Below are 17520 nucleotides of genomic sequence, written 5' to 3'. Positions count from 1 at the left end.
AAAAGCGACGAATTCGTCGCTTTTTTATTTACTGAATCTCTAAATCTACCTGAACCAGGCTACCAGCCGGCCAGCACCAATTTACCGATCGTTTTACCGGACTCCAGCTGTCGATGCGCTTCACGCAGCGTGTTCGCTGAAATAGGCGCAAGCGTTTCGGTACGCGTGCCGCGAAGTTCGCCGGCATCGATCAATACCGCCACACGCTCAAGAATACGCCCCTGTTCGTTCTGGTCCGCCGTCTTGTAGCGCGCGCGAGCGAACATCATCTCCCAGTGAATGCCAATGCATTTGGATTTATAGGGATCGCCAATGTGCAATGCACCGCTCGGTTCGACGATCAGTCCGACATGGCCCTGCGGTGCCAGAATCTCGCCGATCGTTGTCCAGTAATGATCGGTGTTGGCGAAGTTCAGTACGGCATCCACTTCCGCAAAGCCCAGTGCCTGCAGCTGCGCTGGCAGCGGCTGACGATGGTCGATCACGTGATGGGCGCCCATGGAGCGACACCAGTCGGATGTATCCGCGCGTGACGCGGTGGCGATAACCGTAAAGCCCGCTCGCTGCGTCAGCTGGATGGCTATCGAGCCTACGCCACCGGCGCCGGCAATGATCAGCAGCGACTTGCCTTCGCCGCCGCGTTCACTGTCAAACGGCATGCGCTGAAACAGCAGCTCCCACACCGTGATTGTCGTCAGCGGCATTGCGGCGGCATCAGCCATGTCCACGGATTTTGGCGAGTGTCCCACGATGCGGGCATCGACCAGCTGGTACTGGCATTGCTGCCGGACCGAGTAATGTCGCCAGCGTAGTAGACGCGATCGCCGACGTTGAAGCCGGTGACCGACTCGCCAATGGCATCGACGATGCCGGCGGCGTCGTAACCCAGCACACGTGGCTCGCTTTCCACCTGCGATTTGGGTGAGCGTACCTTGGTGTCGACAGGATTGACTGAAACGGCTTCCACGCGTACGAGCAAATCGTGACCGCCAGCGACCGGCTTGGGAAGCTCGACGTCGATCAGTGAACGCGGATCGTCGATCGGCAGATAGTGGGTGAGGGCGACGGCTTTCATGGCAGGCTCCGTGGGCGGATGGCGGGAAAGCATAGCGGCGACAAAGTGAGCATGCGGTCGCTTGTCGGCTATAAAAAACGCGACGCTTCTCTCGAAACGCCGCGCCGATGCATCAATGCGGGATAATGCTATCCGCGATCAGTGCTTGTCCTGCAGGTAACGCTGCACGCCGGCCAGGATTTCGGCCTTGGCTTCGTCAGCACTGACCCAGCCTTCAACCTTGACCCATTTACCTTTTTCCAGATCCTTGTAGTGCTCGAAAAAGTGGCCGATGCGCTCGAGCCAATGCCCCGACACACCGCTCATGTCGGTGATGTGTGCATAACCGGGGAATACCTTGGCGGTCGGAATCACCACCAGCTTTTCGTCACTGCCGGCCTCGTCGGTCATCTTGAGCATGCCGACGGGATGGCAACGGATCACCGCACCCGGAATCAGCGGCAGCGGCAGGATCACCAGCGCGTCCAGCGGATCACCGTCACCACCCAGCGTGCCTGGTACGTAACCGTAATTGCACGGGTAACGCATCGGCGTCGAGAGGATACGGTCGACAAATATTGCGCCGCTTTCCTTCTCAACTTCGTATTTTACCGGCTCGGCATCCTTGGGAATTTCAATGATGACGTTGATTTCGTTCGGCACATCGCGGCCGGCGGAGACGAGATGCAGTCCCATGGATTGTCCTTGGTTTTTTGAAAAAGTTGGCCGTTGAGGATACGCGAAACGCTGTTGCGACGCAGCAGCGCGGCCATCGCCGCCCACTCATCAGGCCTTTTTATAAGGCCTTTCACGCAGCCATTTGGTTGCGATCCATTTTTCGCCCTTGATGACCGGCAGGCCTGCATGCAGCGAACTCTGGTCCCCACTGTCGTAGGCGAAATAGACCGCTGAGCCGCGCCGTGCGGTGACTGTGAGGCCAATTTCCGGAAACGCGGTGCCACCGCCGCCCTCGGGCGTGTTCAGGTAGATCACGATACTGGCGATACGCTGGCCGCCCACCGCGGTGATGGTGCCGAAGCCGGGCAGCTGGGGATCGAACCAGTCGAAGTGCGGCTCGTACTCCTGACCGGGCAGGTAATGCAGGATCTGCAAGCCTTCGCCGTGGCTGACGGGCATATCGAGCAGGGTGGCGAGGCGCTGCTCGATCTTGCCGATCAGCGGCAGTTCGTTGAGGGTGAAAAACATGCCCTCGCTGGTGCGACGGTGATCGACCTGGTTTTTGCCGTCGGTATCGACGGTCATCGCGCGCTTCAGCCGCGGTCGCGCCAGCTCGATGAGCTCGGCGCATTCGTTTTCCGAGAGAATGCCATCCAGAACCCGCAGGGCCGGCTTGTCCACGCTCAGCGATATATCGACACGATGGCCGTCGACGCTAACGCTGGGTGCTTCGGGATGCCTGGTTCGCCTGGCCTGCTGCGTGCTTGCTGCAGTGGGTACGGTCGTCGAATTCAGCGTCGCCACAGGGATTTTCAGCACGTCAGCCACGATGCTGCGGCTCTGGCGCGGGTCGTAGCCGCTTTGTTTCATCAGCTGCAACACTTCCGGCACGCTATGACCGGCACGCGTCGTGGAGAGAATCCATTCGCGCAGTTCAGGGCGGATCGATGGGCGTGAGTTCATGGCGGCTTGAGCTGATCGATAACGTCGAAAGCTTACTTTAGCCGCGGTTGCGAGTGAAATTCGTGAGGACAAGCCAAAATTTGCGGGTACCTCCACACCAACGAGCCGGCAAATGCCGGCTCGTTGGCGTTGTCAGCTATCGGCTGGCGCGTGCCTTACTTAAGCTGATCCCACAGGAAGTCATAGGCCAGTGCATGCATCAGTGCCGCCTGCTTGTTGTCGGCGCCGGCACCGTGGCCGCCTTCCAGGTTCTCGTAGAACCAGACGTCCGGATGACCCATCGCCTGCATCTTTGCGGCCATCTTGCGTGCCTGCACCGGTCCGACGCGGTCGTCGCTGGTGGTGGTGTAGAAGAGTACCGGCGGGTAATGGCCGTCCTTCTTCACGTTCTGGTATGGCGAGAATGTCTTGATGAAGTTCCAGTCCGCCGTATCCGGGTTGCCGTATTCAGCCATCCACGACGCGCCGGCCGACAGGTGCGTGTAGCGCTTCATGTCGAGCAGCGGCACTTCGCAGGCGATCGCGCCGAACAGCTGCGGATACAGCGTCAGCATGTTGCCCATCAGCAGGCCGCCGTTGCTGCCGCCTTCAGCACCAAGGTGCTTGGCGGAGGTGACGCCGCGTTTGACCAGGTCCTCGGCGACGGCCGCGAAATCCTCGTAGGCACGGGGACGATTCGCTTTCAGCGCCGCCTGATGCCATTGCGGGCCGTATTCGCCGCCGCCGCGGATATTGGCCAGCACATAGACGCCGCCGCGATCCAGCCACGCGCGACCGATGCTGCCGCTGTAATGCGGCGACAGCGAGACTTCGAAACCGCCGTAACCATAGAGCAGGGTACGGTTGGAGCCGTCGAGCTTGATGCCTTTCGGCGCGATCTCGAAATACGGTACACGGGTGCCATCCTTCGATTTGACAAAGTGTTGGCTCACCTCGAATGTCGAGGCGTCGAAGAATGCCGGGTCCTGCTTGATCGTCTCGGCGGGCACGCTGCCCAGCACGCCGCGCTGCAGCGATGACGGGGTGAGGAAGCCGGTGACGTCGAGCCAGTATTCGTCGCTGTTGTCGGGGTCGGTGTCGGCCACGCTGATCGAGCTCAGCGCTGGCGCGCCCGGCACGGCCTCGCGCTTCCAGTCGCCGGCCGTGATGGCCTTTTCTGGCGGCGTGAGTACTTCCAATCGACTCTTGACGTCATCGAGTACGTCGAGGATCAGGTGATGCTGGGTCCATGCATACGATTCCAGCGAGGTATGTGCATCGGGCTTGAACAACACGGTGAACGCGGGCTTGCCGGCCATGAATGCATCGAAGTTTGCCGCCAGCAGTGCACCGGATGGATACGTCTTGCCACCGACGGTCCATTCGGAGCGCGTCTGCACCAGCAGCCACTCGCGATGCGTGTCGGCGCTGGCGTCGGTTGGTACATCGACGCGGGTGAGTTTGTCGTTCTTTCGCTGGTAAAGCTCGCTGTGGAAGAAGTCCTTTGCGACCGAGACAAAGTCGCGTTCGAAGCCGGGAGTGCGATCGTGCATCGCGCCTACCGCCAGGTCAGTCGTCTTGCCTTCGTACACCGTCTTCGCATCTGAGATCGGCGTGCCACGCTTCCACTCTTTGACGATGCGTGGGTAGCTCGATGCGGTCATCGTGCCGGGGCCGAAATCGGTGCCGACGTAGAGAGTGTCCTCGTCGATCCAGCTGGCCTGGGTCTTGGCCACCGGCAGCTCGAATCCGCCTTTGACGAATGATTTGCTCGGGATATCGAATTCACGCACGGTCACCGCATCGCCGCCATCGGGCGACAGCGACAGCAGACAGCGGGTATAGGCTGGCTTCAGGCAATCCGAACCCTTGAACACCCAGCGTTTGTTCTCGGCCTTGTTCAGCGCATCGATGTCCAGCAGGACCTCCCACTGCGGGGTGGGCTTGCGGTACTCGGTCAGCGTGGTGCGACGCCAGATGCCGCGCGGGTTGGCCTTGTCGCGCCAGAAGTTGTACAGATAGTCGCCCATGCGGCTGACCGCGGGGATGCGTGCGTCCGAGTCGAGCACTTCGAGAATGCTGTCGCGAGTCTTGTCGAACTCGGCATTGCCGACGAACTGTTTGGTGGTCTTGGCGTTCTCGGTCTTCACCCAGTCCATCGCGCGGGCGCCATGGATATCTTCCAGCCACAGGAACGGATCGTCGGTTACCTGGTTGTCGGCTGCTGCGGGATTGGGTTTGCTGTTGTCGGCGTGAGTTGTATTCATGCCTACCAGTGTGACGCCGAGTGCCAGCATCATCCAGACCGATTTCATCGTGTGCGCCTCGTATGCGAGTTGTCGGGTGTAAAACGGTGTGCGGCGCCGGCCGCTATCAATCGAGCGTAACTGCGACCGGCCATCCTCGCCTGTGACTAAAGTCAGGGTGAGCCATTCGATGCACGCATAAAAAATCCCGCCGAAGCGGGATTTTTCTAGCCGCTGAAGCCCTTACAGCAAAGGAATCAGCAGCAAGGCCACGATGTTGATGATCTTGATCAGTGGATTCACGGCGGGGCCGGCGGTGTCCTTGTACGGGTCGCCGACCGTATCGCCGGTCACGGCCGCCTTGTGGGCTTCAGAACCCTTGCCGCCGTGGTGGCCATCTTCGATGTACTTCTTGGCGTTGTCCCAGGCGCCGCCGCCGGTAGTCATCGAAATTGCCACAAACAGGCCGGTGACGATGGTGCCGATCAGTACGCCGCCCAGTGCCTTCGGCCCCAGCAACAGACCCACCACGATCGGCACGGCGACCGGCAGCAGCGACGGTACGATCATTTCGCGGATCGCCGACTTGGTCAGCATGTCGACCGCGCGCGAGTACTCCGGCTTGGCCGTGCCCAGCATGATGCCGGGGATGTCGCGGAACTGGCGGCGTACTTCCTCGACCACCGCGCCAGCCGCACGACCCACCGCTTCCATCGCCATCGCTCCGAACAGGTAGGGAATCAGGCCACCGATCAACAGTCCGATAATCACCATGTGATCGGACAGGTCGAACGTCATCGGCACGGCTGTGGCGCCGGTGAGGGCTGCCTTGGCCTGCGCGGCGACATCGAGGTTGTGCGTGTAGTCGGCAAACAGCACCAACGCTGCCAGTGCGGCCGAGCCGATGGCGTAACCCTTGGTGACCGCCTTGGTGGTGTTGCCAACCGCGTCGAGCGGATCGGTGACGCCACGCACTTCCGGCGGCAGATCGGCCATCTCGGCAATGCCGCCGGCGTTGTCGGTGATCGGACCGTAGGCGTCCAGCGCCACGATCATGCCCGCCATCGAAAGCATGGCCGTTGCGGCAATCGCAATGCCGTACAGGCCGCCCAGCGCGAAGGCGCCCCAGATCGCAAAGCACACGGCAATAACCGGCAGCGCGGTCGATTTCATCGACACGCCCAACCCGGCGATGATGTTGGTGCCGTGACCGGTCGTCGATGCCGCCGCGATGTGCTGTACCGGCTTGTACTGCGTGCCGGTGTAGTACTCGGTGACCCATACGATGACGCCGGTGAGCAGCAGGCCAATCAGCGAGCATCCCCACAGGTTGATCGCGCCGTGGCTGAAGCCGGTCATCAGCTGGGTGGTAATCGGGTAGAACGCCGCCGCGGCCAGCACCGCCGAGACGATCACACCTTTGTACAACGCGCCCATGATCGAGCCACCCTGTTTCACCTTGACGAACAGCGTACCGATGATCGACGCGATGATCGACACCGCTCCCAATAGCAGCGGATAGAGCACGGCGTTCGGACCAACTTCTTCGCTCATCAGTCCGCCCAGCAACATGGTGGCGATTACCGTCACCGCATAGGTCTCGAACAGGTCGGCCGCCATGCCGGCGCAGTCACCGACGTTGTCGCCGACGTTGTCGGCGATCACCGCGGGGTTGCGCGGGTCATCCTCGGGAATGCCGGCTTCGACCTTGCCGACGAGGTCGGCGCCGACGTCCGCGCCCTTGGTGAAAATGCCGCCGCCGAGTCGCGCAAAGATCGAGATCAGCGAGCTGCCGAATGCCAGTCCGACCAGCGCATGCAGCGCCACTTCGCCATGCATGCCGATCTTGTTGAGCACGATCCAGTAGCCGGCGACACCGAGCAGGGCGAGTCCCACCACCAACATGCCGGTGATGGCGCCGCCGCGAAATGCCACGTCCATCGCTGGACTGAGACCGCGTCGCGCCGCTTCAGCGGTGCGCACGTTGGCGCGTACCGACACGTTCATGCCGATATAGCCGGCCGCACCGGAAAGGATCGCGCCCAGTAGAAAGCCGATCGCCGTCGGCCAGTTCAAAAAGAAGCCGATCAGCAGCAGCAGCACCACGCCGACAATGCCGATGGTGCGGTACTGGCGGTTGAGGTAAGCGCTGGCGCCTTCCTGGATTGCCGCTGCGATTTCCTGCATTCGCGCATTACCTGGCGATTGCGCCAGGATCCAACGCGCGGAAACCGCGCCATAAATGATTGCTATCACCGCACACGTCAGAACGACAATCCACCAGCCATATTGCTGCAGCATCGGAGCCTCCCTACGAGTAGTCACACCCTAAGTGCCGGGTCTTCCTTCGGTAAACCCGGAGATAGCCGTCCAGTACGGGCGGGTGCTGGGAGTATAGGCAGACGACGCTGTGCATCCTGTTGTGCGGCGCAACGCACAGACACAAGGTAGCTACGCAAAAATATAAGCATGCGTCGATACGTGCCCTCGATGGATTTTTTGATGATCAACATCGAATGGCTGCAGTGAGTTCGAAGGATGCGGTGTGAGGTGAGGCCTGATGCAATCGATATCAGGCAACCGATATCACCCGAGAACCCCGAGGCAGCGTTCGCCCGATTGAACAAGGCGAATCGCTGTCGTCCCGCCAACGGCTCGCTTACTGCGCAAAGTCCGCCAGCTTTTTCGCCAGCGCCAGGTTCTTCAATTCCACATAACGGGGTAGGCCGTCCTTGCCGTAGGGCAGCGGTGCTTCACCACCGATCAATGGTGCCAGGTACCGACGTGCTGCTGCAGTGATGCCGAATCCATCGCGGGTGATGAAGCTTTTCGGCATCTTCTTTTCGTGGTTGGCAACTTTGCTCAACGGCGCGGGTTCGATGGTCCAGCGATATGGCGCATCGCTGGTGCGTACGATCACCGGCATCACGGCGTTCATGCCCTTCAGCGCGTAGTCGACGGCGGCCTTGCCGACGGCGTAAGCCTGCTCGGCATCGACCCTTGACGCGGCGTGTCTTGCGGAGCGCTGTAGATAATCAGGCAACGCCCAGTGGTATTTGTAACCCAGCTTTTCTTTCACCAGCGCAGCCAGCACCGGCGCCACGCCGCCCAGTTGCGCATGGCCGAACGCATCGCGGCCGCCGGCCTCCGCAAGAAATTGGCCTGCCGCGTTGCGCACGCCTTCGGACGCGACCACGGTGCACCAGCCGACGCGCTCCACGGTCGCTTTGACCTTGGCCAGAAACGCGGCCTCCTCGAACACATTCTCCGGAAACAGGATGATGTGCGGCGCCGCATCGGCCCCATCGCCGGCCAGCCCCGCTGCCGCGGCGATCCAGCCCGCATGCCGGCCCATCACTTCGAGGATGAACACCTTGGTCGAAGTCTCGGCCATCGACGCGACGTCGAGGCTGGCTTCGCGGGTGGAGATGGCGATGTATTTGGCGACTGAACCGAAGCCAGGGCAGCAGTCGGTCACGGCCAGATCGTTATCTACCGTCTTGGGTACGCCAATGCAGCGGATATCGTAGTTCATCGACTTGCCGAGCTGCGAGATCTTCAGTGCGGTGTCAGCCGAGTCGTTGCCGCCGTTGTAGAGGAACCAGCGAATGTCGTGCGCGCGAAACACATCGATCAGCCGCTCGTACTCGGCACGGTTCGCTTCCAGCGACTTCAGCTTGTAGCGGCACGAGCCGAACGCGCCGCCGGGGGTATGGCGGAGCGCGGTGATCGACGCTTTCGACTCTTTCGAGGTGTCGATCAACTCCTCGCGCAGCGCGCCGAGAATGCCGTTGCGCGCGGCATACACCTTCACTCCCTTGGTTCGCGCCGCCTCGATCACACCGGCGGCGGTGGCGTTGATCACCGAGGTCACGCCACCGGACTGGGCGTAGAGGAGATTGCCGGTGGCGGCAGGTTGGCGGCGGGTCGGGCTCATGGGCATCCTCGATGGTGAATCAGATGGGCAACGGATTGATCGCGAGAGCGTATCAAGCATGAATGGCAAATCTTTTCACAACAGGCACTTGGATGATGACAAAGGGCGCCTGTGTTTGACGGCACCCGATGCAAACGCTAATTTGACGGCTTAATCTGAGAATGAAGCGGGCTGCGGCAGTGTGCAGCAGCCTGCCAAACGTGTGGAGCATTATGCGACTGGTCCTACTTGGTGCGCCCGGCTCGGGCAAAGGTACGCAGGCCACCTGTCTGAAGACGGAACTGGGTGTGCCGCATATCTCCACCGGCGACATGCTGCGTGCCGCCGTCGCGGCGGGCACCGCCATGGGACTGAAGGCCAAGGCGGTAATGGACGCCGGCCAGCTGGTTTCCGATGACATCCTGTTGGGCATGCTCGGCGAGCGTTTGACTCACGACGACGCGAAAGCCGGTTTCATCCTCGATGGTTATCCGCGCAACCTGGCTCAGGCCGATGCGCTCGATCATCTGCTGGCCAAGATCGGCCAGCCGCTGGACGCGGTCGTCAAGCTCGACGTGCCAAACGAGGTCATCATCAGTCGCTGCGAAATTCGCTTCAAGGCCGAAGGTCGCGCTGACGACAATCCGGATACGGTGCGCAAGCGTTTGGCCATCTACGCCGAGCAGACTGCACCGGTTGCCGACTTCTACGCGCGCCGCGGCAAGCTGCAGGTTGTCGATGGCGTGGGCGAATTGAGCGAAGTCACGGTACGTGTCAAGCGCGCGTTGCAGGACAGGTCGGCAGCCGTCCATGGCTGATTTTTGAGGTCGCCGCGAGGCGACCTGCGTCAGCGACACTTTTTCTGGTTGCGTGCCATCAGCATGCACCGCGATTCATCCATCAAGGCCAGCCATGCGTCTGCACATCCTCGGCATCTGCGGCACCTTCATGGGCGGCGTTGCTGCATTGGCGCGCGAGCTGGGGCTGGAAGTGGAAGGGTCGGATGCCAACGTCTATCCGCCGATGAGCACCCAACTGGAAGCGCTCGGCATCGAGCTGATGCAGGGCTATAAAGCGGAACACCTGCAGCCGGCGCGGGATCACGTCGCGCCCGATCTTGTCGTCGTCGGCAACGCGATGACTCGTGGCAACCCCGCCGTCGAATACATGCTCGATCAGTCATTGCGCTATGTTTCTGGTCCGCAGTGGCTGGGCGAGACGTTGCTGGTCGACCGTGAAGTGTTGGCCGTAGCCGGCACGCATGGCAAGACCACCACCACCAGCCTGTTGGCACATCTGCTGGAACAGGCTTCATTGGGACAGGCTTCAAGAGAGCAGGCCGATCTCTCGCCGGGTTTCCTGATCGGCGGCGTGCCGGGTAATTTCGGCGTGTCGGCACGGTTGGGCAGCGGCAAGCCGTTCGTGATCGAAGCCGACGAATACGACACCGCGTTTTTCGACAAGCGCTCGAAGTTCGTGCATTACCGGCCGCGCATCGCGATCCTCAACAACCTCGAATATGACCACGCGGATATCTTTCCTGACGTGGCGGCGATCCAACGCCAGTTTCATCATCTGGTGCGCACGGTCCCTGGAAATGGACGGCTGATCGTCAATGCCCACGATGATCGCCTCGCCGAGGTGTTGGCGATGGGCTGCTGGACACCGGTGGAAACCTTTGGCATCGGCCGGGGCGACTGGCAGGCCAGTCTGATCGAGGCAGACGGCTCAGCCTTTGCCGTGCATCGCGCGGGCGAACTCATTGGTCAAGTACGCTGGCCACTGCTTGGCCATCACAGTGTGATGAATGCGCTGGCCGCATTGGCTGCGGCGACGGCCGCCGGTGCCGATCCACGTAAGCTGCTGACAGCTTTCGCTACATTCCAGAGCGTCAAACGCCGCATGGAACTGGTTGGTGAAGTCAACGGTGTACGCGTCTACGACGACTTTGCCCATCACCCCACCGCCATCGCCACCACCCTGGCCGGTCTGCGTGCCAGGGTGGGTGACGCACGCATTCTGGTGGCGCTGGAACCACGCTCCAATTCGATGCGTCAGGGCGCTCACGCCGATGCGCTGGCGCCGTCATTGGCCGACGCCGACGCGGTGATCTTTCTGCATCGCGCGGAACTGGCATGGGATGCCAGCCAGGTCACGAACGCGCTGAACGGCCGTGGCAGCACAGTGCCGACGGTAGATGCCCTGATCGACGCGCTGCGTGAGCAGGTCAAAGCCGGCGACCAGGTCATCTTCATGTCCAACGGTGGCTTCGAAGCGGCACCACGGCGTTTCGTCGAGCGCCTGCGCGATCAGTGATACGCGTTCGCCGTGATGCAAATCCAGCTATCGCAAAGTCCTGCACAGTAATGCGAAGCAGCGGTCACGCGCAGCGTGGTTCGCCGGGTGTGCACTCGCTACACTTGCCGTATGGCTGCCCAATCTCCACTGATCGAGATGCCCCTGTTTCCGCTCAACACGGTGTTGTTTCCCGGTGGTCAGCTGCAGCTGCGTATCTTCGAACCGCGTTACCTCGACATGGTGCGCGAATGCACGCGCCATGACACCGGCTTCGGTGTGTGCCTGATCCTGCAAGGTTACGAGGTCGGTGATCCCAGCGTACCCGCGGCCGTTGGCACGATCGCGCATATCCACGATTTCGATCGTGACGATGATGGCTTGCTCGGTATCGTTGCCAAAGGTGGCTCGCGTTTCCGGGTGGGTCGAAGCCGCGTGCGCACCGATGGTCTTTTACGCGGCGATATCGAAATCTGGCCGGCCGAACCAGAGATTGTGGTGCCGGTGGAATTTGCCCTGCTGCAGAGCATTCTCGAGCGATTGATCGAGACCATGGCACCACACTGGCGCGATGCGCCACGCAGTGCCTATGAGGACGCCAGCTGGGTCGGCTATCGCCTGGCCGAACTGCTGCCGCTGGATAATACAGAACAGCAGCACATGCTCGAGCTGACCGATCCGCTGCTGCGGCTGGCTGAACTGCGCGATATTCTGCCGCGCTTTCAGAAAGCCTGAGCCGCCAACCTTTAGACTGGCACGCTCCAAACCACTATTCACGACGGACTTCACGCGCATGGGTACTCTAGCCGGCAAAACCCTGTTCATTACCGGTGCATCGCGCGGCATCGGCCTCGCGATTGCCCTGCGTGCGGCACGCGATGGCGCCAATATCGTGATCGCCGCGAAGAGTTCGGTGGCCAATCCTAAATTGCCTGGGACGATTCACAGTGCTGCCGCGGCGATCGAAGAAGCGGGTGGCCATGCGCTGCCGCTCAAAGTGGATATCCGCGAAGAGGAGCAGGTTCGCGCCGCCGCCGCGCAGGCAGCCGAGCATTTCGGCGGCATCGACATCGTGGTCAACAACGCCAGTGCGATCTGGCTGGCTGGCACCGCCGAGACGCCGATGAAGCGCTTCGACTTGATGCAGCAGGTCAACGCGCGCGGCACTTTTCTGGTCACACAGAGCTGTCTGCCTTATCTGAAGCAGGCTGCCAACCCGCACGTGCTGATGCTGTCGCCGCCGCTCAACCTGGACCCGAAATGGTTTGCGCAACACACCGCGTATACGATCGCCAAGTACGGCATGAGCCTGTGCGTGCTGGGCATGAGCGCGGAATTCGCGTCACTTGGTATCGCGGTCAATGCGCTGTGGCCGCGCACGGTGGTCGCCACTGCAGCGATCGGCATGATCGACGGCGTCAAGCCCGAACAGTGCCGCACGCCGGACATCGTGGCCGACGCCGCGCACGCAATACTGACGCGGCCATCGCGTGACTACACCGGTCATTTCGCTATCGATGACGAGGTATTGCGCGATGAGGGCATCACTGATTTCGATCGTTATGCTGTGAAGCCGGGCACCCCTTTACTGCCGGATTTTTTTCTGGATTGATCGAGGCCGCAACAAGCTGGCCGCACTGAAAGTTTTATTGATGTGGCCTCGTTCGCAGCGAGGCTGGAGAACACCATGCAGGCATCCAACGACCCCATTCCCCACCACAGCGGCTTTCAGAGCGATGTGCCGCATGAGCACGCGCGCGGCGAAAGCCCATTGCGCGGCGGCGACACGACGGCATCATTGCTCGATTTGGGCAAACGCTACTGGTTGCCGGTCTACAAGCCGCGTGACCTGCTGCTCGATCACGGCAAGGGATCGCGCGTGTGGGACAGCGAAGGGCGCGACTACATCGATTTCGGTGCGGGCATCGCGGTGAACGCGCTGGGCCATCAGGATCCGGACCTGCTCGCCGCGCTCACCACGCAGGCGCAGAAGCTCTGGCACAGCAGCAACGTGTTTTATACCGAGCCGCCGCTGCATCTGGCGCAGGAGCTGGTGCGCGCCTCGGGTTTTGCCGAACGCGTGTTCCTGTGCAACTCCGGCGCGGAGGCCAACGAAGCGGCGATCAAGCTGGTGCGCAAGTGGGCGGCAGCACAAGGCCGACCGCCGGAGCGGCGCGTTATTCTCACTTTTCAGGGATCGTTCCACGGCCGCACATTGGCTACGGTCACGGCGACCGCGCAGCCTAAATATCAGGAAGGCTACGAACCGCTGCCGGCTGGCTTCCGCTACCTCGCCTTCAATGACGCCGCGGCGCTTGAGGCGGCGTTCGCCGCTGGTGACGTGGCTGCCGTGATGCTCGAACCGGTGCAGGGCGAAGGCGGCGTGCTGCCGGCGGCGCCAGGCTTTCTGAAACGCGTGCGCGAGTTGTGCGACCAGCACGATGCGCTGCTGGTACTGGACGAGATCCAATGCGGCATGGGTCGCACTGGCACGCTGTTCGCGCATGTGCAGGATCAGGTAACACCCGACATCGTGACGCTGGCCAAGGCACTCGGCTGCGGCTTCCCGATCGGCGCCATGCTGGCCGGCGCCAAGGTGGCGCAGGTGATGCAATACGGTACCCACGGCACCACGTTCGGTGGCAATCCGATGGCCGCGGCAGTGGCGCGCGTAGCGCTGGCCAAGCTGTCCTCGCCCGTGGTGCTGGCTAACGTGCAACGGCAGGCAAGCGCCTTGCGCGAAGGTCTGGCGCGAATCAACAACGAGCTGCAGCTGTTCGCCGAATTGCGTGGTCGTGGGTTGATGATCGGCGCGGTTCTGGCGGATGCGTACAAAGGTAGGGCGGGCGATGTACTCGATCATGCCGCTGCGCATGGCCTGCTGTTGTTGCAGGCCGGGCCGGACGTGCTGCGTTTTGTGCCGCCGCTGATCATCTCCGATACCGACCTGACCGATGGTCTCTCGCGTCTGCACGCGGCGCTCCGGGATTTCGTGGCACGCTGAGCGCAAGAGATCTTTGCTTATTTTGATGGAGCATTTCCCATGAAATACCTGCACAGCATGGTGCGCGTGCACGACCTCGATGCCTCCCTGCGCTTTTACTGCGAGGGTCTGGGTCTGCAAGAGATCCGCCGCAAGGAGGTTCCCGAAGGCAAGTACACCCTGGTGTTTCTCGCCGCGGAAGAAAGTCCTGAAGCTGAAATCGAGCTGACCTATAACTGGGGCTCCGAGGAGGACCACGGCTCGTCACGCAATTTCGGCCACCTTGCGTTTCGCGTGGATGACATCTATGCCACCTGCGCGCGACTGCAGAAGATGGGTTACACCATCCATCGCCCACCGCGCGATGGCCACATGGCTTTCGTGCGTTCGCCTGACCTGATCTCGGTAGAGCTACTTCAGGACGGCCACTTGCCGCCGCAGGAGCCATGGGTGTCGATGGCGAATAGCGGCGTCTGGTAATGCTGGTGGCATAACTGCAAACTGCCGCACGAACTCAAAGTCGTGCGGCGGTTTGAATCATAGGCGCGCGTCGCGCATCGCTTCACGAGCCGTTTGCAGTGTGTCGGCAATGTCCTGTTCGTTGTGTGCGCTGGAGATGAACCCTGCCTCGAAAGCCGATGGCGCCAGATACACGCCGCGTTTCAGCATGCCGTGGAAGAAGCGGTTGAACAGCGCGCTGTCGGCGGTTGTGGCCTGAACATAGCTAGTCACTTTTTCGGTGGTGAAAAACAGGCCAAACATGCCGCCGAGGCGATTGGTGCTGAAAGGGATGCCTTCCTCATCCGCAATCGACTGCAGTCCATCGGTAAGCAACTGCGTTTTTGCGGAAAGCGCGTCGTGGAAGCCGGGTACCTGGATCAGCTCGAGTACTGTTAGTCCCGCCGCCATCGCGACCGGATTGCCGCTGAGCGTGCCTGCCTGATAAATCGGGCCCGACGGAGCGATCTGTTCCATCAGGTCACGTCGGCCGCCATAGGCACCTACCGGCATGCCGCCGCCGATGATCTTGCCGAAGCAGGTAAGGTCTGGCGTAACGCCGTAATGCGCTTGTGCTCCGCCCAGTGCTACGCGGAAGCCGGTCATCACTTCGTCGAAAATCAAGAGTACGCCGTGTTGAGTGCACAGTTCGCGCAGTGCCAGCAAATAGCCGTCCAAAGGCAGAATGCAGTTCATGTTGCCAGCAACCGGCTCGATGATCAGTCCGGCAATCTGGTCACCGTGTTCCGCAAACAATGTCTTGGCGGCATCGAGATCGTTGTACGGCAGCGTCAGTGTGAGATCGGCGTTCGCCTTCGGCACACCTGGCGAAGTCGGCACACCAAACGTCAGTGCGCCGGAACCGGCCTTGACCAGAAAGCTGTCGCCGTGACCGTGGTAGCAACCTTCGAACTTCACGATCTTGCTGCGCTCGGTGGCGCCGCGTGCCAGTCGGATCGCCGACATCGTCGCCTCCGTGCCGGAGTTGACCATGCGCACCATCTCGATCGACGGAATCAGCCGCGTGATCGTTTCGGCCATGGTGACTTCGGCCGGGCAGGACGTGCCGAACGACAGCCCATTCTTCACTGCCCGCTCCACAGCCTCTCGCACGGCAGGATGGTTATGGCCCACGATCATCGGGCCCCACGAGCCGATGTAGTCGATATAGCGTTTGCCCTCGACATCCCACAGATAGGCACCGTCAGCGCGTGCGGTAAAGAACGGCTCGCCGCCGACCGATTTGAATGCGCGCACCGGCGAGTTGACGCCACCGGGCATCAGGCCTTGTGCGCGGTGGAACAGTTCGTGATTGGTCGTCATGCAGGTGTTCCGTGATTGCGATCGGATGAATACAGGTCGGTGAAACGTTGCGCGGCAGCACGCACATCGGTAGCGCCGAATACCGCCGAAACAGCAGCCAGAAAATTCGCACCGGCATCGACGAGTAGCCGGCCATTGTCCGGCGTGATGCCGCCGATCGCTACCCGTGGCACGCCAAGCGCGTCGGTTTGCCTCAGCAAGTCGACCGATGCCCGCCCTGCCAGAGGTTTGGTGGGCGAATCAAAGAACGCGCCGAACGACACATAACTTGCACCGGCATGCATGGCCGCTTCGGCGCGCTGCAAGGAGGCAAGGCAGGAGGCACCGATGATTGCTTGATCGCCCAGTAATGCACGCGCGTTGGCAAGGTCACCATCTTCCGGGCCTAGATGTACGCCATCGGCGCCAATCGCCAGTGCAAGAGCGGCATCGGCGTTGACGATGAATGGCACGCCATGAGAATGGCAAAGCAGCTTCAACGCACTGGCCTCGGCGTGACGCCGTGTGGCGTCGACCGTCTTGTCGCGGTATTGCATTACTCGCGCCCCGCCAGCCAGCGCTTGTGCGGCAACTTCTAGTAAGTCGGGTCGTGGACCGTCGGTAATGACATACAGGCCGCGGCCTGCCAATGGTGCGAACGATTTCAAATCGTCTCCTTACGGGGTAAGTCCGGGCGGCGTGCTGTCACGAATGCTTTCGCAATCCCGGGCGAGTTGCGAGAATGCACCATTATCTCGTGATCAAAGAAGCCCAGACGATGAGCCAGAGTTCCTCCGAAGCCGCGAACCGCAAATGGATGTGTGTTGTCTGCGGCTATATCTACGACGAAACCATCGGCGTGCCCGATGAAGGCATTCCTGCCGGTACGCGCTGGGAGGACGTACCCGAAACATGGACCTGTCCGGATTGCGGTACCACCAAGGATGATTTCGAGATGATCGAAATCGACTAAAGCTTCTATAGCGCCCCTGAATGGCCCGATCTCGCCACGATATTGGCCCGGGCATCTGCTGTGATGTTGGTGCGCACTATCGCGCGACGCATCATTCAGGGGGCAGCTCATGCAGCAGTTCATTCCTTTCGAAGATGACTGGGACGCGCTGGCGCATCTACGCCTCGAAGACTTGGTTCCTTACCGCGTTGGTATGTTGCGTAGTGGTCAGTGCGATGCTCCAGCTATGCTTTCGAGCATCGCACCGGCGCTGATCTGCGAATCCTTACCGATTGAGAGCCAGTCTGTTTCGTAAAGCGTATGCAGTGCTCGCCTACCTAAGTAGGCATTCGCTTCGCTCGTTGAGTTTTTATCGCAGAGGTACCTTCCGCAGGCGGGCAGTCGACTGCGTGACTAAGTCATGCGGTCATGCGTGCAGAAATATGCACACGCCCTCTTCACAGATTCCTGCCGCGGCGCTATGATTCATCCCCCTTCGACGAAACGTGTTTCTTCGAAGGTTCCGACAAACGCAGCGATGAAAAATATCTTCATCAACGGTGTTGACGGCCACAAAAAACGATATAGAATGGGCGGCTCACCTAGGACGAAACGTCTTAGACGCAACACGAGGAATCGGTTGCAAGTGGTTGA

At 61.1% G+C, this 17520-nt stretch carries 15 protein-coding genes and 1 pseudogene; 8 read left to right on the top strand and 8 right to left on the bottom strand.

Features of this window, described 5'->3' with window-relative positions; translation table 11 throughout:
* Positions 1-59: 59 nt before the first annotated feature.
* The 6 genes and pseudogenes from HDE79_RS13845 to HDE79_RS13820 form a co-directional block, all read right to left on the bottom strand.
* Positions 60-1075, bottom strand: a pseudogene (locus tag HDE79_RS13845) (zinc-binding alcohol dehydrogenase family protein).
* A gap of 138 nt (positions 1076-1213) precedes the next feature.
* Positions 1214-1750, bottom strand: coding sequence for an inorganic diphosphatase (gene ppa / locus HDE79_RS13840; RefSeq protein ID WP_184602579.1), 537 nt, complete (start codon positions 1748-1750; stop codon positions 1214-1216).
* A gap of 90 nt (positions 1751-1840) precedes the next feature.
* On the bottom strand, positions 1841-2695 hold the full coding sequence (locus tag HDE79_RS13835) for a 2OG-Fe(II) oxygenase (protein ID WP_184602578.1): 855 nt from the start codon (positions 2693-2695) through the stop codon (positions 1841-1843).
* Positions 2696-2850: 155 nt separating this feature from the next.
* Entirely contained in the window at positions 2851-4941 is a 2091-nt protein-coding gene (locus tag HDE79_RS13830; RefSeq protein ID WP_255488438.1) for a prolyl oligopeptidase family serine peptidase, read from the bottom strand.
* Between the two features lie 222 nt (positions 4942-5163).
* A complete protein-coding gene (locus HDE79_RS13825) occupies positions 5164-7221 on the bottom strand; it encodes a sodium-translocating pyrophosphatase (protein WP_184602576.1) in 2058 nt (685 codons plus the stop codon).
* 358 nt (positions 7222-7579) lie between these two features.
* On the bottom strand, positions 7580-8857 hold the full coding sequence (locus tag HDE79_RS13820) for a 6-phosphofructokinase (protein WP_184602575.1): 1278 nt from the start codon (positions 8855-8857) through the stop codon (positions 7580-7582).
* 212 nt (positions 8858-9069) lie between these two features.
* On the opposite strand from HDE79_RS13820, the gene HDE79_RS13815 reads away from it, so the two are divergent.
* The 6 genes from HDE79_RS13815 (at position 9070) to HDE79_RS13790 (ending at position 14594) form a co-directional block, all read left to right on the top strand.
* Positions 9070-9654, top strand: a complete 585-nt coding sequence (locus HDE79_RS13815) for an adenylate kinase (protein WP_184602574.1) — start codon at positions 9070-9072, stop codon at positions 9652-9654.
* A 94-nt stretch (positions 9655-9748) separates the two neighbouring features.
* Positions 9749-11152, top strand: coding sequence for a UDP-N-acetylmuramate:L-alanyl-gamma-D-glutamyl-meso-diaminopimelate ligase (gene mpl, locus HDE79_RS13810; RefSeq protein ID WP_184602573.1), 1404 nt, complete (start codon positions 9749-9751; stop codon positions 11150-11152).
* A 111-nt stretch (positions 11153-11263) separates the two neighbouring features.
* Positions 11264-11866: an LON peptidase substrate-binding domain-containing protein gene (locus HDE79_RS13805; RefSeq protein ID WP_184602572.1), complete on the top strand. Its 603-nt coding sequence runs from the start codon at positions 11264-11266 to the stop codon at positions 11864-11866.
* 58 nt (positions 11867-11924) lie between these two features.
* A complete protein-coding gene (locus HDE79_RS13800; RefSeq protein WP_184602571.1) occupies positions 11925-12743 on the top strand; it encodes an NAD(P)-dependent oxidoreductase in 819 nt (272 codons plus the stop codon).
* A 75-nt stretch (positions 12744-12818) separates the two neighbouring features.
* Positions 12819-14135 (top strand): acetylornithine/succinylornithine family transaminase, encoded by a 1317-nt coding sequence (locus HDE79_RS13795; RefSeq protein ID WP_184602570.1) that lies wholly within the window; start codon positions 12819-12821, stop codon positions 14133-14135.
* A 39-nt stretch (positions 14136-14174) separates the two neighbouring features.
* Positions 14175-14594 carry a VOC family protein gene (locus tag HDE79_RS13790; RefSeq protein ID WP_184602569.1) on the top strand — a complete coding sequence of 140 codons (420 nt, stop codon included), beginning with the start codon at positions 14175-14177 and terminating at the stop codon, positions 14592-14594.
* A gap of 57 nt (positions 14595-14651) precedes the next feature.
* On the opposite strand, the gene hemL is transcribed toward HDE79_RS13790, so the two are convergent.
* On the bottom strand, positions 14652-15935 hold the full coding sequence (hemL, locus tag HDE79_RS13785; RefSeq protein ID WP_184602568.1) for a glutamate-1-semialdehyde 2,1-aminomutase: 1284 nt from the start codon (positions 15933-15935) through the stop codon (positions 14652-14654).
* Positions 15932-16582, bottom strand: coding sequence for a thiamine phosphate synthase (gene thiE, locus HDE79_RS13780; RefSeq protein WP_184602567.1), 651 nt, complete (start codon positions 16580-16582; stop codon positions 15932-15934). Before thiE ends, hemL begins: the two co-directional genes overlap by 4 nt.
* A gap of 110 nt (positions 16583-16692) precedes the next feature.
* Between thiE and HDE79_RS13775 the strand changes: the two genes are divergently transcribed.
* Together HDE79_RS13775 and HDE79_RS13770 are read left to right on the top strand one after the other, a co-directional pair.
* The gene (locus HDE79_RS13775; RefSeq protein ID WP_184602566.1) at positions 16693-16887 is read left to right on the top strand and encodes a rubredoxin; all 195 of its coding nucleotides are present in this window, start codon (positions 16693-16695) and stop codon (positions 16885-16887) included.
* A gap of 109 nt (positions 16888-16996) precedes the next feature.
* Positions 16997-17182, top strand: a complete 186-nt coding sequence (locus HDE79_RS13770; protein ID WP_184602565.1) for a hypothetical protein — start codon at positions 16997-16999, stop codon at positions 17180-17182.
* Positions 17183-17520: the final 338 nt, after the last annotated feature.

The organism is Rhodanobacter sp. MP1X3, from assembly GCF_014207165.1.
GTDB lineage: Bacteria > Pseudomonadota > Gammaproteobacteria > Xanthomonadales > Rhodanobacteraceae > Rhodanobacter.
This window is presented reverse-complemented; position numbering and strand designations above follow the sequence as displayed.